The sequence below is a fragment of the Pseudomonas sp. GNP013 genome (assembly GCF_054343995.1).
Genome location: NZ_JBTGUT010000001.1, coordinates 3,498,849 through 3,513,724, shown reverse-complemented (window position 1 = coordinate 3,513,724; position 14,876 = coordinate 3,498,849). Strand labels below are relative to the sequence as shown.

Annotated in this window: 10 protein-coding genes; 4 read left to right on the top strand and 6 right to left on the bottom strand. The window is 62.3% G+C overall.

What is annotated here, in order from left to right; translation table 11 throughout:
• Positions 1 to 8 precede the first annotated feature (8 nt).
• Positions 9 to 845, top strand: a complete 837-nt coding sequence (locus ACXX81_RS15300) for an SWIM zinc finger family protein (RefSeq protein WP_458571986.1) — start codon at positions 9 to 11, stop codon at positions 843 to 845.
• Positions 846 to 1,270: 425 nt separating this feature from the next.
• Here ACXX81_RS15300 and ACXX81_RS15295 read toward each other — a convergent pair whose 3' ends face one another.
• Genes ACXX81_RS15295 through mfd form a run of 3 tightly spaced genes read right to left on the bottom strand, consistent with a single transcriptional unit; the run spans position 1,271 to position 8,013 of the window.
• Positions 1,271 to 3,976, bottom strand: a complete 2,706-nt coding sequence (locus ACXX81_RS15295; protein WP_458571985.1) for a DEAD/DEAH box helicase — start codon at positions 3,974 to 3,976, stop codon at positions 1,271 to 1,273.
• Between the two features lie 9 nt (positions 3,977 to 3,985).
• Positions 3,986 to 4,552, bottom strand: a complete 567-nt coding sequence (locus tag ACXX81_RS15290) for a CsiV family protein (RefSeq protein WP_209990132.1) — start codon at positions 4,550 to 4,552, stop codon at positions 3,986 to 3,988.
• 11 nt (positions 4,553 to 4,563) lie between these two features.
• Positions 4,564 to 8,013 carry a transcription-repair coupling factor gene (gene mfd, locus ACXX81_RS15285; protein WP_458571984.1) on the bottom strand — a complete coding sequence of 1,150 codons (3,450 nt, stop codon included), beginning with the start codon at positions 8,011 to 8,013 and terminating at the stop codon, positions 4,564 to 4,566.
• Positions 8,014 to 8,353: 340 nt separating this feature from the next.
• Between mfd and ACXX81_RS15280 the strand changes: the two genes are divergently transcribed.
• The gene (locus ACXX81_RS15280) at positions 8,354 to 9,817 is read left to right on the top strand and encodes a glyceraldehyde-3-phosphate dehydrogenase (protein ID WP_032870509.1); all 1,464 of its coding nucleotides are present in this window, start codon (positions 8,354 to 8,356) and stop codon (positions 9,815 to 9,817) included.
• 180 nt (positions 9,818 to 9,997) lie between these two features.
• Here ACXX81_RS15280 and ACXX81_RS15275 read toward each other — a convergent pair whose 3' ends face one another.
• On the bottom strand, positions 9,998 to 10,531 hold the full coding sequence (locus tag ACXX81_RS15275; protein WP_458571983.1) for a chalcone isomerase family protein: 534 nt from the start codon (positions 10,529 to 10,531) through the stop codon (positions 9,998 to 10,000).
• Positions 10,532 to 10,745: 214 nt separating this feature from the next.
• Between ACXX81_RS15275 and sthA the strand changes: the two genes are divergently transcribed.
• Complete coding sequence (gene sthA / locus ACXX81_RS15270) at positions 10,746 to 12,140, top strand: Si-specific NAD(P)(+) transhydrogenase (protein WP_057009571.1); 1,395 nt, start codon at positions 10,746 to 10,748, stop codon at positions 12,138 to 12,140.
• A gap of 42 nt (positions 12,141 to 12,182) precedes the next feature.
• Here sthA and ACXX81_RS15265 read toward each other — a convergent pair whose 3' ends face one another.
• On the bottom strand, positions 12,183 to 12,905 hold the full coding sequence (locus ACXX81_RS15265) for a glycerophosphodiester phosphodiesterase (protein WP_057009572.1): 723 nt from the start codon (positions 12,903 to 12,905) through the stop codon (positions 12,183 to 12,185).
• 44 nt (positions 12,906 to 12,949) lie between these two features.
• Positions 12,950 to 13,528 carry a PilZ domain-containing protein gene (locus ACXX81_RS15260; protein ID WP_209990140.1) on the bottom strand — a complete coding sequence of 193 codons (579 nt, stop codon included), beginning with the start codon at positions 13,526 to 13,528 and terminating at the stop codon, positions 12,950 to 12,952.
• Positions 13,529 to 13,622: 94 nt separating this feature from the next.
• On the opposite strand from ACXX81_RS15260, the gene ACXX81_RS15255 reads away from it, so the two are divergent.
• Complete coding sequence (locus ACXX81_RS15255; RefSeq protein ID WP_209990145.1) at positions 13,623 to 14,873, top strand: lipoprotein-releasing ABC transporter permease subunit; 1,251 nt, start codon at positions 13,623 to 13,625, stop codon at positions 14,871 to 14,873.
• Positions 14,874 to 14,876: the final 3 nt, after the last annotated feature.

Here is a 14,876-nt window from a genome sequence, read left to right as displayed (position 1 = left end):
GTGTACCCATGAGCGATCTGATCAAACGTCTCGCTAGCCTGGACTGGCAGGATAACTTTACGCGTAGCACGCTTGAGCGTGCTTTTGACTATGCCGATGAAGGCCGCATCCAACTGGTCGAGGTCGGCGCCCAGCGACTCATTGCAAAATGCAGAGGCTCTGGCGGCAATGTCTATTCGGTGGTGATCACGCTGGCCGCCACAGGCGGCCCGGGCTTCAGCGATATGCATTGCGTGTGTTCCTGCCCTGTGGGGATGGACTGCAAACATGCTGCTGCCGTCTTGTTCGAGTTGAGCATGAACATGCTATCGAATGAGCAGGATGAGCCAGGAGAACCTGCGCAGGCACCGAGCGAGCGTCTTCATCCGCAGATCGAGCAATGGCTCAACACGATCCCTGCCACCACTCCCGCGATTGAGTCATTACCCAAAGGCAGCACCATCTGCCTGTTGTACCAGCTCAATCCGGATGCTTATTCAAATCGCTGGTCGCTGAGTGTCTATCGGGCGCGCCCCCTGAAAAAGGGCGGTTTCGGCGACATCAAGGCCCTGTATTCCCTCGATGAAACCCTGTCGCGCGCGCCGGCGTACATGTTGGAGGTGGACAAGCGTATTTGTCGGTTGCTGTTGCTTGGAAGAGCCTATGGGCGGCACGGCAGCAGTTTTCCGCTGGAGGGGGAGGACGGCGCTGAAATTCTCAAGCTGGCGCTCAAGACCGAGCGCCTCTACCTGGACTTCGATGCTCAGTTGCCCCTGAACGCAGGCGCCACGCGTGTGGCTCATTTCAACTGGACCGTGCAATCGGACGGCAGCCACCGACCGCTGTGGCGAGCGGGCTTGCCCTAATGCCGTTCAGTTAAGGAAATTTTGATCGTTCCCACGCGTGGGAACGATCAAGAGGGCTCTTGTGGGCTTATTGTGGCGAGCGGGCTTGCCCCGCGTTGGGGTGCGAAGCGCCCCCCATCGAGCAAAACGCGGTGTACCTGATACGGCTCAGCGCCTGCCTTTGGGGCTGCTGCGCAGCCCAACGCAGGACAAGCCTGCTCGCCACAGGGAATCTGCGCTTAACTGAACGGCATTAGGGCTTGCCCCGCGTTGGGGTGCGAAGCGCCCCCAATCAAGCAAAACGCGGTGTGCCTGATACGGCTCAGCGTCTGGTTTTGGGGCTGCTGCGCAGTCCAACGCGGGACAAGCCTGCTCGCCACAGGGAATCTGCGCTTAACTGAACGGCGTTAGGGCTAGCCTGCTCGCCACAGAACCGCTCTATCCGGTCAACGCTTTTCCTGTTTATTGGGCAACGGCGCAAACAACGCCTCAATATCGTCATTGCCCAACTGCCAATCCCCGGTGGTTCGGCCGTCCAGTACGCCCGCCGCCAGATCCGACTTTTCCTTCTGCAGGTGCTGGATTTTCTCCTCCACCGTGCCCCGCGCAATCATCTTGTACACGAACACCGGCTTCTCTTGCCCGATGCGGTATGCGCGATCGGTGGCCTGGTTTTCGGTGGCCGGGTTCCACCACGGATCATAGTGAATCACGGTGTCGGCTTCGGTCAGGTTCAACCCCACGCCGCCGGCCTTGAGGCTGATCAGGAATATCTGCAACTTGCCGCTCTGGAAGTCCTTGACCGGCGTGCGCCGATCCCGGGTCTGGCCGGTGAGCAAGGCGTAGGCGATCCCGCGCTGTTGCAGCTCCACTTCGATCAGGCTCAGCATCGAAGTGAATTGCGAGAACAGCAGCACCCTGCGCCCCTCGGCAAACAACTCATCGAGCATCTGCATCAGGCTGTCGAGCTTGCCCGAGCTGCTGCCATGGGCGGGCAGGCTGGCGTCGTTGACCAGGCGCAGGTCACAGCACACCTGGCGCAACTTCAGCAGCGCCTCGAGGATGATGATCTGGCTGCGCGCCACGCCCTTGCGGGTGATCTCGTCACGGACTTTCTTGTCCATGGCCAGACGCATGGTTTCGTACACGTCGCGCTGCGCCTCGTTGAGATCGACCCAATGAATGATCTCGGTCTTGGGCGGCAATTCGGTGGCCACCTGTTCCTTGGTGCGCCGCAACAGGAAGGGTTTGATCCGACCGTTGAGGTGCTGCAAGCGCACCTCACTGGCGCGCTTTTCGATGGGCACGCGGTAATCACGATTGAAGCTTTTGATGTCCCCCAGCCAGCCCGGCAGCAGGAAGTGGAACAACGACCACAACTCGCCCAGGTGGTTTTCCAGCGGCGTACCGCTCAGGCACAGGCGCTGGCGTGCATTCAGCTCGCGTGCCGCCTGGGCCGCCTTGCTGTTGGGGTTCTTGATGTACTGCGCTTCATCGAGGATCAGCACGTGCAAGGGCAGGGCGGCGAGCTGTTCGATGTCCTTGGGCAGCAGCGCATAGGTGGTCAGCAGCAGGTCGTAGTCCTGCAGGCTCTGATCCTTCGACGGCGCGAAATATTTCTTGCGCCCGGCGCCGTACAGCGCCAGCACCTTGAGTTGTGGAGTGAAATGCGCGGCTTCGTCGAGCCAGTTGGGAATCAGGCTGGTGGGCATCACCACCATGCACGGCCGGTCCAGGCGCCCGGCGGCCTTTTCCGTAAGGATATGCGCCAGGGTTTGCAGGGTTTTGCCCAGGCCCATGTCATCCGCCAGAATCCCGCCCACGTCCAACTGGCGCAGTGACTGCATCCAGCTCAGTCCCTCCAACTGGTACGGGCGCAGCGTCGCATTCAAGCCTTGGGGCGCGACGCAGGTGAAGTCCTTGATGTCGCGCAGGCGCTGGGCAAAGTTGCGAATCTTTTCGCCGCCTTCCCATTGCAGCGGCAGGTCTTGCAACGGGTTCAAGCGAATCGCGTCGGCCTTGGCCAGGCGCAGCGTGGTGGTGCCCGGCTCCTGCAGATAGAACTCGCCGAGGGTGGCCAGCACCGGTTTGAGTCGACCGTACGGCAGCGCCACCTGCAGCGGTCCGTGGCCGTTGGGCAGGCCGGGGATATTCACCAGGATCAGCTCTTCATCGCGGCGCCGTGCCAGTTTCTCCGGGTTGAGAATTTCGGTGTGGGAGCGCATCAGGTTCAGCAGAATCGGCAGCAGGCTCAGGCGTTCGCCGTTGACGATGATGCCCAGCTCCAGGTCGAACCAGTCGCGCTCCGGCGCTTCGTCGACGCTGGCGTACCAGTCGTCTACCGGGCTCAGGTCGAAGCCGAAATCCTCATCGATCTGCAGCTCCCAGCCCTCGGCGCGCAAGCCTGGCGATGCATTGAGGGTGAAGTTCAGCCAGGCGCTGTCGTTGACCATCTCGAACAGTTCGCCGGCGCTTTCCGGCAGTGCCTTGCTCTGGCGCGTGGCGATCTTGAAACCGAGCTGGCGCAGGCGCTCGCGATACGGTTGCTCAAGCTCCGGGTGGCGTTTGATGCGCAGGCTCCGGGTTTCCTGGCGCACGATGATGTCGGCGTTTTTCTGCCCGCTGACGTAGTTGCCCAGGTAGTTGAACGACAACGCCGCACGGTGCTGGATATAGCGCTGCATCTTGCCGTTGCGCGGCTCGAACGCGCTGAACTCGACACTGGCCAGCCACAGGCGCGGCACCGGCAGCACATCCTCCATCACCACCTGCGGCAGCACCACGCGGTTGTCGAGCACGGCCTGCAATTTACCCAGCAGCTCGGCGTCCTGCACCGCCGCCGGGTAGGCCAGGGTTTCCTGGACCTTGAGCAACACCGCAGCGATGTGTTTGCAATTGGTGTGGACCGGGCAGGTGCAGCGGCTGTCCACCAGGATCAGCATGCCCTTGGCCGACTCACGCAACGAGATGGTCTGGCGATAGACGTTGCCGCCCGAGCCCTCGCAACTGGCGACGATGGTGCTGTCGCCGGATTCGACGATGCGCACGCGGTTTTCCAGCGCATACCGCCGGCCGCGCTCCAGGCTTTGCTCCTTGAAGCGGTTGGCCCACGAGGGGGCCAGGGGCTTGGTCAACGACGGCGTCAGGGACATGGCGCAGGATCAGTCCTGAAGGCCCGGCGGAGGCGCACTGGGGGGCTTGGCGGTCAGCGAAGTGATCTTAATCAGCAACGCCAGGTGGCCGCCGTCCAGGTAGTTGAGCTGATTGTTCTTGGTGCGCACGTCTTTCTGGGCCAAGTGTTCGCTGGCGATCACGCTGCCGTTGGCGTCGAACTGGTTGATCCAGAAGTCCGCGTCGATGTCGGTAAAGCGCCCCAGTTGCAGGCGCAGCACGCCCTGGAGGGGGAACTGGCCGAACTGTTCGGCGCCGTCGGTGATCGCGATTTTTACCGGTTGCTCACCGAGGTTCTGCTCCCAGGCCTTGTGCGCCAACACCGTGTAGCTTGAGTCGGCGCGCAGCTTGTCGACGATGGTGCCCAGGCGCGGCGGGCTCATCCGCTCGCCCAGACGCGGTGCGCCGGCGTCCCAGTCTTCCGCGGCGGGGCGGCTGTTGATCAGCGGTTCCGCGTTCTGGCGCACCAGGATCATTTCGACCTGGTAAGGACTGTCGGCCAATGCCGCAGGCGCCACAACCACCAGCAACAGGCTCAAGATGCGGAACAGGCGCATGGGGGCGTCCTTCATGCAGATTTCGGAATGAGGCGCTCAAACAGCGCCTCCAGGGTATTGAAGCGTTCTTCCGGGCGTTCCATCGGCACCATGAATTTGAACAGCGTCGCCCCTTCGAATTTGTAGCGGTTGGGCTGGCCCTGGATCAGCTTGATCAGTACCAACGGGTCCACCGGCGTCTGCGCTTCAAACTCGATGCGCCCACCCTGCGGCCCGGCGTCGACCTTCTTGATGCCCAACTGCTCGGCCTGCAATTTGAGCAGGGTCAGACGCACCAGGTTCTTGGTCGGGTCGGGCAACAGGCCGAAGCGGTCGATCATCTCGACCTGCAGGTCCTTGAGGCCTTCTTCGTCGGTGGCCGAAGCGATGCGCTTGTACAGGATCAGCCGCGCGTGCACATCCGGCAGGTAGTCTTCGGGAATCAACGCCGGCAGGCGCAGGTTGATCTCCGGGCCGCCGCCCAGCGGTTGATCGAGGTTGGGTTGCTCGCCCTTGCGGATGGCTTTGACCGCGCGCTCCAGCATCTCCATATAAAGCGTGAAGCCCACGGCCTGGATCTGCCCGCTCTGGCCGTCGCCCAGCAACTCGCCGGCGCCACGGATTTCCAGGTCGTTGGTGGCCAGCACAAAGCCGGCGCCCAGGTCCTGGGTGTTGGCGATGGCTTCCAGGCGCTTTTCGGCGTCGGAGGTGATCTGCTGGCGCGGCGGTGTGAGCAGGTAGGCGTAGGCCTGGTGGTGACTGCGCCCGACCCGGCCGCGCAACTGGTGCAACTGGGCCAGGCCGAACTTGTCGGCACGCTCGATGATGATGGTGTTGGCGCTCGGCACGTCGATGCCGGTCTCGATGATGGTCGAGGCGATCAGCACGTTGAAGCGCTTGTGGTAGAAGTCGCTCATTACCTGTTCGAGTTCGCGTTCGCGCATCTGCCCGTGGCCGATGGCAATGCGCGCTTCCGGTACCAGTTCGGCGAGGTCGGCGGCGCATTTCTCGATGGTCTTCACATCGTTGTGCAGGTAGTACACCTGGCCGCCGCGCAGCAGTTCACGCAGCAGCGCTTCCTTGACCGTGCTTTTGTTCTGCTCCATCACGAAGGTGCGCACCGACAGCCGGCGCGCCGGTGGCGTGGCGATGATCGACAGGTCGCGCATGCCCGACACCGCCATGTTCAGCGTGCGCGGAATCGGCGTGGCGGTGAGGGTGAGAATGTCGACTTCACTGCGCAGCGCCTTGAGCTGTTCTTTCTGGCGCACGCCGAAGCGGTGCTCTTCGTCGATGATCACCAGGCCCAGGTTCTTGATCTTCACGTCGTCCGACAGCAGCTTGTGCGTGCCGATGACGATGTCGATCCTGCCCTCGGCCAGGTCGGCGATGGCGGCGTTGACTTCCTTGGCCGACTTGAAGCGGCTCATCACTTCCACGCTCACCGGCCAGTCGGCAAAGCGGTCGCGAAAGCTGTTGTAGTGCTGCTGGGCGAGCAGGGTGGTCGGCACCAGAATGGCGACCTGGCGACCGCCGTGCACGGCAATGAACGCGGCGCGCATTGCCACTTCGGTCTTGCCGAAGCCGACGTCGCCGCACACCAGGCGGTCCATCGGCTTGGGCGCGAGCATGTCGGCGCGCACGGCTTCGATGGTGGTTTGCTGGTCCGGGGTTTCTTCGAAGGCAAAGCCGGCGCTGAAGGTGGCGTAGTCGGCCTTGGGGTCGGCGAACGCATAGCCCTCGCGCGCGGCACGTCGTGCGTAGATATCGAGCAGTTCGGCCGCCACGTCGCGCACCTGTTCGGCGGCCTTGCGCTTGGCTTTCTGCCAGGTCTCGGAGCCGAGGCGGTGCAACGGCGCCAGCGCGTCGTCGCTGCCGGTATAGCGTGCGATCAGGTGCAGGCTGGCCACCGGCACATAGAGCTTGGCGCCCTCGGCGTATTCCATGGTGAGGAATTCGGCGGCCTGGTTGTCGATCTCCAGGGTCTGCAGACCGAGGTAGCGGCCCACGCCGTGGTCGATATGCACCACCGGCGCGCCTTCACGCAGCTCGGTGAGGTTTTTGATCACCGCATCATTGTTGTGGTCGGCGCGTTTTTCGCGGCGGCGACGCTGCATCACGCGCTGGCCGAACAGTGGGCTTTCGGCGATCAGCGCCAGCGCCGGGTCGTCCAGCAGCAAGCCTTCATCGAGCGGCGCAATGGTGATCGCCAGGCGCTCCTGGCTGTTGACGAAGTCCGGCCAACTGTCGACAGTTTTCGGCCGCAGTTTGAGGCGCTCCAACAGCTCCAGCAGCACTTCGCGGCGCCCGGCGGACTCGGCGGTAAACAGCACGCGGCCCGGGAAGTCGCCGAGGAAGTTGGACAGCGCTTCCAACGGTTGCGTGGCTTTGGCCTGGATCGACAAGTCCGGCAGGGTCGCGGCGGGGAAGCGCTCGCGGCCACTGCCGGCGTCCACGTCCTGCTGGCTGGCGACCACGCGCGGCCAGTTTTTCAGGCGGGCGAAGCACTCTTCCACCGGCAGGAACAGCTCGGCGGGCGGCAACAGCGGGCGGGACGGGTCGACGCGGCGCTCTTCATAGCGGTTGCGCACGTCGTTCCAGAAGTTTTCTGCCGCCTGCTCAATGCCCGGCAGCGAGAACACCTGGGTGTCCTGGGGCAGGTAGTCGAACAGCGTGGAGGTTTCGTCGAAGAACAGCGGCAGGTAGTACTCGATACCGGCCGGGGTAATCCCGCTGCTCAGGTCCTGGAAGATCGGGCAGCGGCGGAAGTCGACGTCGAAGCGTTCGCGAAAGCGCGCCTTGAAGCGCGTGACCGCGTCCTTCTGCAGCGGGAATTCCCGGGCCGGCAACAGCTTGACCGAGTCGACTTTGTCGATGGAGCGCTGGTTTTCCGGGTCGAAGGTGCGCAGCGTCTCGATTTCGTCATCGAACAGGTCGATGCGGTACGGCAACTTGCTGCCCATGGGGAACAGGTCGATCAGCGCGCCGCGCACGGCGAACTCACCGTGCTCGTACACCGTGTCGACGCAACGGTAGCCGCTGGCCTCCAGGCGCGTGCGCATCTGTTCCACGTCGAGCTTCTGGCCGATGTCCAGCACCAGGCTGCTGCCCAGCAGAAATTTGGTCGGCGCCAGGCGGTGCAAGGCGGTGGTGATCGGCACCACCAGCACGCCGTGGGCCAGTTCCGGCAGGCGGTACAGGCTGGCAATGCGCTGGGAAATGATGTCCTGATGCGGCGAGAACAGGTCGTAGGGCAGGGTTTCCCAGTCGGGAAAATGCAGCACCGGCAAATCCGGCGCGAAGAAGCTCAGCTCCTGCTCCAGCCGCTCGGCGCTCTGGCTGTCGGCGGTGAGCAGCAGGGTAAAGCGCTTGGCTGCGCTGGCAGCCTCGGCAATGGCCAGGCTCAGGGCGGCACCGGGCAGGTTGCCCCAGTGATGTTTACCTGCCGCAGCAGGGAGGAGCGGTAGACGCAGGACGGGCACGGAAGGTTGAGCTCCAAGCGTTGCGACAAAGTCGGTAATTGTAACGGCCAGAGGTGCCGCCTGTCAGTTGCTGACTGTGCCTGATGCGGTTTTCGGGAAATGTAGTGGCTAAGACAAACAATGCTCGGTTTTGACTCAATATGTAGTGCCAAAAACGATGGATATTTCGGAGGGTTACGGACAAGTCGGCCGTGGCGTGCCACTGGTGGCCTTCTGGAACCCGCGTATTTCAAGGGCTGTGGCGGGGTGGTGGTTTTTTGCAAGGGGTTTTTGTTCGCCCTGGCGCATTGCTCATCGCGCACTCGGACGACATAATGTAGCCCCTTTTTTCAGCCCCTACATGTGGAAGGTTCCCGTGACTCAGAAGCCCGACCAGTGTCTTGGTGAATGGATCGACCGTGAAGCACTCGCAGAAGCGATGATCCCGCTTATCGGTCAGCTGTACCGCAATAACAATGTGGTGAGCTCGATCTATGGCCGCAGCCTGATCAACCAGTCTGTCATCGCGATTCTCAAAGCCCACCGCTTTGCGCGTCACCGTTCCGCCGACGACAGCGAACTCTCCGTCCACGAAACATTCCCGCTGCTCAAGGCCATGAGCGAGCTCAAGCTCGGCGCGGCCTCGGTCGACCTCGGCAAACTGGCCTACAAATTCCGCAAGGAAGGCGCCGGCCGCAGCGCCGAGCAGTTCGTGCGTGAAGAAATGGCCGACGTGGTTGGCCAGCAAAGCGCCGCCGCCCGCAAGGGCACCGACGTGGTGCTGTACGGTTTCGGTCGGATCGGTCGCCTGCTGGCGCGCATCCTCATCGAAAAAACCGGCGGCGGCGACGGCCTGCGCCTGCGGGCCATCGTGGTGCGCAAAGGTGCCGACAACGACTTGACCAAGCGCGCCAGCCTGCTGCGTCGCGATTCGGTGCACGGTCCGTTCAACGGCACTATCGTCATCGACGAAGAAAACAGCACCATCACCGCCAACGGTAACCTGATCCAGGTGATCTACGCGAAGAACCCGTCCGAGGTGGATTACACCCAGTACGGCATCAAGGATGCCCTGCTGGTGGACAACACCGGCGTATGGCGTGACGCCGAAGGCCTCGGCCAGCACCTGGCCTGCCCGGGTATCGACCGTGTTGTCCTCACCGCGCCCGGCAAGGGCAAGCTGAAGAACATCGTGCACGGCATCAACCATGGCGAGATCACCGCTGACGACAAGATTGTCTCCGCTGCGTCCTGCACCACCAACGCCATCGTGCCGGTGCTCAAGGCGGTGAACGACAAGTTCGGCATCGTCAATGGTCACGTCGAGACCGTTCACTCGTACACCAACGACCAGAACCTGATCGACAACTTCCACAAGGGCGACCGCCGTGGCCGCAGCGCTGCGCTGAACATGGTGATCACCGAAACCGGCGCCGCCACCGCTGCGGCCAAGGCCCTGCCTGAGCTGGCCGGCAAGCTGACCGGCAACGCGATCCGCGTGCCGACGCCGAACGTGTCGATGGCCATTCTCAACCTCAACCTTGAGACTGCCGCCAGCCGTGAAGAGATGAACGAGTACCTGCGCTACATGGCGCTGCACTCGGATCTGCACAAGCAGATCGACTACGTTAACTCGCAGGAAGTGGTGTCCACCGACTTCGTGGGCTCGCGCCACGCCGGTGTGGTGGACGCCGAGGCCACCATCAGCCAGGACAACCGCGTTGTGCTGTATGTGTGGTACGACAACGAGTTCGGCTACAGCTGCCAGGTGGTGCGCGTGATGGAAGACATGGCCGGGGTTAACCCGCCGGCGTTTCCGCGTTAAGCCTGTGTGTTGAAATGAAAAGGCCCCGACTGGTTCGGGGCTTTTTTATGGCGGGCAGTTTGTGTTGTTTGTGAGGGCCTCATCGGGAGCAAGCCCCCTCCCACATTTCGACTGTGTGAATGCAGTCGAAATGTGCGAGGGGGCTTGCTCCCGATAGCGGCGGGGCAGTCAACATTCTCCTCAATTGAGTAACGCGCTGCGCAGGCTGTCGGACAAGCCCTTGGGCGCCAGCCAGATACCCAGATAGGCCTTCGCCAGCGCCTCATCGCGACTGCTGAACACCACCTTGCCATTGATCTCCAGGTTCAAACCGCGTCCCGGTCGAACATCCAGTGCATAGCGATCGCCGCTGCGGATAGTGCGAAAACTGGCGTGCAACTTGTCCAGCGCCGGCTTTAACCGGGCGCTGGCCTGCTGGCGCTCCAGGGTAGCCGTGGCGGCCTTGATCACATCATTGCGGTCAATGTCGCGAAAGTAATAGAGCTCCAGGCGCAGCGCTTTCTGCTGCTCCCAGGCTTGCCTTGCGCTCGAATCCGCTGGCGCATACAGCGCAGCCGCATACACATCCGCCCAGAGATAATTGAGCACCGCCTGATTTTTCAGCACCAGCCCCTCGACCTGCGGCCGGAAAGCCGCTTGCCTGAGCCGGTCGGCATCGTTGGCGTGCGCGGTGATCGACAGCATGAGCATCAAGCAGATAAAGAGTTGTCGCATAATGGCCCTTCCTGAATTCAGCGCTGATTTGGGTGCTGTAGTATGGCAAGACTGGCCTACGACGCGACCAAGGGTTAATGTGCGCGGCGGTGAGCCTTCTATAGACTGTGCCCCGGTTCACACACTTGAGCCAAATTGTCCTTCATGACCGCTGGCCGCGGCATGATTTAGCCAGGCGTCCAACCGTACGCCTGGCCTGTTCTGAGGAGTACGCATGGCTGTCTACAACTACGACGTGGTGGTACTGGGTTCCGGCCCGGCTGGAGAAGGCGCGGCAATGAACGCCGCCAAAGCGGGGCGCAAGGTGGCGATGGTCGACAGCCGTCGCCAGGTCGGCGGCAACTGCACCCACCTGGGCACCATCCCGTCCAAGGCCTTGCGTCACTCGGTCCGCCAGATCATGCAGTTCAACACCAACCCGATGTTCCGGGCGATTGGCGAGCCGCGCTGGTTCTCCTTCCCGGACGTGTTGAAAAGCGCCGAAAAAGTCATTGCCAAACAAGTGGCCTCGCGTACCGGCTTTTACGCCCGTAACCGCGTCGACCTGTTTTTCGGCACCGGCAGCTTCGCCGACGAGCAGACTGTCGAAGTGGTCTGCGCCAATGGCGTGGTCGAGAAGCTGGTGGCCAAGCACATCATCATCGCCACCGGTTCGCGCCCGTACCGCCCGGCGGACATCGATTTCCACCACCCGCGTATCTACGATAGCGACACCATCCTGAGCCTGGGCCATACCCCGCGCAAGCTGATCATCTACGGCGCCGGTGTGATCGGCTGTGAATACGCCTCGATCTTCAGCGGCCTGGGTGTGCTGGTCGAGCTGGTGGACAACCGCGACCAGTTGCTCAGCTTCCTCGACTCGGAAATCTCCCAGGCGTTGAGCTACCACTTCAGCAACAACAACATCACCGTGCGTCACAACGAAGAGTACGAGCGGGTCGAAGGCCTGGACAACGGGGTGATCCTGCACCTCAAGTCCGGCAAGAAGATCAAGGCCGACGCCTTGCTGTGGTGCAACGGCCGTACCGGCAACACCGACAAGCTGGGCATGGAAAACATCGGGGTCAAGGTCAACAGCCGTGGCCAGATCGAAGTGGACGAGAACTACCGCACCTGCGTGACGAACATCTACGGCGCCGGCGACGTGATCGGCTGGCCGAGCCTGGCCAGTGCGGCGCATGACCAGGGTCGTTCGGCCGCCGGCAGCATTATCGACAACGGCAGCTGGCGCTATGTGAACGACGTGCCGACCGGGATCTACACGATTCCCGAGATCAGCTCGATCGGCAAGAACGAGCACGAGCTGACCAAGGCCAAGGTGCCTTACGAAGTGGGCAAGGCGTTCTTCAAGAGCATGGCGCGGGCGCAGATTGCCGGTGAGCCGCAAGGCATGCTGAAAATCCTGTTCCACCGCGAGACCCTGGAAGTGCTCGGCGTGCACTGCTTTGGCTACCAGGCCTCGGAGATCGTGCACATCGGTCAGGCCATCATGAGTCAGCCGGGTGAGCAAAATACCCTCAAGTACTTTGTGAACACCACGTTCAACTACCCGACCATGGCTGAGGCCTATCGGGTAGCCGCCTACGACGGCCTCAACCGGCTTTTTTGAGCGGCTCCGGCCGGTGGCCTGAGCCGGCCGGGGAGACCGATTTCAGTAATTCCCGAGGGTGGCAGTGGCCAAACCGGGAAAGTCTGTAATCAGGCTATCTACGCCGAAGTCGGCGAGCCTGCGCATCAGCGCAGGTTCGTTGACTGTCCACACCGACACGTGCAAACCCTGGCGCTGGGCTTTTTCCAGCCGTTCAGGGGTGCACAGTGTCCAGTTCAAGGCCAGGTACTCACAGCCGTAGTTCTGCGCGACCTTCAACGGATCGAGCCAGGCGTATTCGGCCACCAGCCCGCGTGACAGGTCCGGGGTGAGGTCCACCGCCGCTTTCAATACTTCCCGCGAGCTTGAGGTGACGGTAACCTTGTCCATCAGGCCAAAGCGCACGGCCATCTCGCGAATCGCCAGCACGGTGGTCGCGGCGCGGGTGCGTGAGGCGCTTTTGACTTCCAGTTGCCAATGATCGAAATCGCACTGTTCGAACAACTGCTCCAGACGCGGGATCGGGCACGGCTTCACCCAGCCGGGTCCGCCTTTGCGCGCATCCATTTTCACCAGGTCCGCCGCTGAATACTCGACCACCTTGCCGCGCCGGTCGGTGGTGCGCTTGAGGGTCGGGTCGTGGATGACCATCAGCTCGCCGTCCATGGACAGGTGCAGGTCCAGTTCGCAGCGGCGTACGCCGTGCTTGAGGCATTCCTGAAAGCTGGTCAGGGTGTTTTCCGGTGCTTCGCCTTTGGCACCGCGATGGCCGTAGATCAGGGTCACAGTTGCTCCTTTGCGCCAGGGTGGCTGGCGTAGTGAATTCGTAGTCAGAGGTCGTCGCTTTGCTCCCGCGCCAGGCGGCGTTCCTGCGCCTGTTTCTGCAGGATGTAGCGTGCCAGCAATTGGCGTTGGGCATCGGTCATGGATTCGAATTCCGTGGCCACCTCAAAGCCGTCGTCCTGTGGCGTGCACTGGGTGACTCGCGCACGCAGCAGCAGGCCGAGCGCCTGGGGCATCAGCACCAGCTTGACCGCCAGGTGCGAATCGGGTGCCACGGGGGCCGGGTGATGGAAGTCGATGCCGCCCTCGGAGATGATCACCGGCTGCGGCGCGCCGACTTCATCGAGCAGGCCGCGCGCCATGATCTGGCTGAGCAGGTCCAGACGTTTGTTCTGCACGCGCAGGAAGGCGGCGAGGGTGCGATCCTTCTCGCTCAGCTGGCGCAGCAGGTGCTGGGCTTCGAATTCGCTGAGGTGCAGTTCGCTGAGCAGATTGAACAGCGGCGAATCATCCAGCAACACTTCCTTGCCCGCCGCTTCGGGGGCCGACAAGGTTTTGATTTGAAGTGCGATCATGTCGTCGATACGGTAGTATTCGCGGCGCTCTTCTTCATCTAATGTCGACATGGCGAACCCCAGTTAGCGGCAATGGTCTGAGTGTAAAGCTGCTGACCAGCCCCCGCCACCGGGACGTCTTCTTTTCCTCCGAACAAGCCCCGACATGTTCAGACCTCTCTTCGTATTTATCGGCACGCGTTATACCCGTGCAAAGCGTCGCAATCATTTTGTGTCGTTCATTTCCTTGACCTCGATGATCGGTCTCGCCCTGGGCGTGGTCGTAATGATCGTGGTGCTGTCGGTGATGAACGGCTTCGATCATGAGATGCGCACCCGCGTGCTGGGCATGGTGCCCCACGCGACCATCGAGGGCGATGCACCGATCAGCGACTGGCAAAGCCTGGCCGCCAGGGTCAAGCAGAACCCAAAGGTGCTGGCCGTAGCGCCCTTTACCCAGATGCAGGGCTTGCTGACCCATGACGGCAAGGTGCAGAAAATCCTGCTCAATGGCGTCGACCCGGCCCAGGAACGCAACGTTTCGATCATCGACAAGTTCATGTTGCAGGGCAAACTCGACGACCTGGCTCCCGGCAGCTTCGGTATCGTGATCGGCGACAAGGCGGCGGCCAAGCTCGGCGTGGGCGTCGGCGACAAGCTCACCTTCGTCGCGCCGGAAGTGACCGTGACCCCGGCCGGCATGTTCCCGCGCATGAAGCGCTTTACCGTGATCGGCACCTTCCACGTCGGCGCCGGCGAGATCGACGGTTACCTGGGCCTCACCAACCTCACCGATCTTGCGCGCCTGCATCGCTGGCAGCCTGACCAGGTGCAAGGCCTGCGCCTCAAGTTCAACGACCTGTTCGATGCGCCGCGCGGCGCCTGGGAAATTGCCCAGCACCTGGGCGAGTCCGAGTACTACGCGCGCGACTGGACCCGTACCCACGGCAACCTGTATCAAGCCATCCGCATGGAAAAAGCCATGATCGGCCTGCTGTTGCTGCTGATCGTCGCCGTGGCCGCGTTCAACATCATCTCCACCCTGGTGATGGTGGTGAATGACAAGAAGGGCGATATCGCGATCCTGCGTACGCTCGGCGCCACGCCGGGGCAGATCATGGCGATCTTCATGGTGCAGGGCACCGTGATCGGCGTGGTCGGCACCCTGATCGGCACGGCGGTCGGGATCCTGGCCGCACTCAATGTCAGCGCCGCGATTGCCGCGCTGGAAAAAGTGCTCGGTCACAAGTTCCTCAACGCCGACGTCTACTTCATCGACTACCTGCCGTCCCAGGTTCAGGCCCAGGACGTGTTGATGGTGGGCGGCGCCGCGTTGGTCCTGAGTTTTCTTGCCACCCTGTATCCAGCCTGGCGCGCGGCACGTACCCAGCCAGCACAGGCCTTACGTTATGAGTGAATC

Bases quoted from the DNA above. Each gene is read 5' to 3' on its own strand.
- ACXX81_RS15255 (WP_209990145.1), top strand. From the start codon at position 13,623: ATGTTCAGACCTCTCTTCGTATTTATCGGCACGCGTTATACCCGTGCA.
- ACXX81_RS15290 (WP_209990132.1), bottom strand. From the start codon at position 4,552: ATGCGCCTGTTCCGCATCTTGAGCCTGTTGCTGGTGGTTGTGGCGCCT.
- sthA (WP_057009571.1), top strand. From the start codon at position 10,746: ATGGCTGTCTACAACTACGACGTGGTGGTACTGGGTTCCGGCCCGGCT.
- ACXX81_RS15280 (WP_032870509.1), top strand. From the start codon at position 8,354: ATGTGGAAGGTTCCCGTGACTCAGAAGCCCGACCAGTGTCTTGGTGAA.
- ACXX81_RS15275 (WP_458571983.1), bottom strand. From the start codon at position 10,531: ATGCGACAACTCTTTATCTGCTTGATGCTCATGCTGTCGATCACCGCG.
- ACXX81_RS15295 (WP_458571985.1), bottom strand. From the start codon at position 3,976: ATGTCCCTGACGCCGTCGTTGACCAAGCCCCTGGCCCCCTCGTGGGCC.
- ACXX81_RS15300 (WP_458571986.1), top strand. From the start codon at position 9: ATGAGCGATCTGATCAAACGTCTCGCTAGCCTGGACTGGCAGGATAAC.
- ACXX81_RS15260 (WP_209990140.1), bottom strand. From the start codon at position 13,528: ATGTCGACATTAGATGAAGAAGAGCGCCGCGAATACTACCGTATCGAC.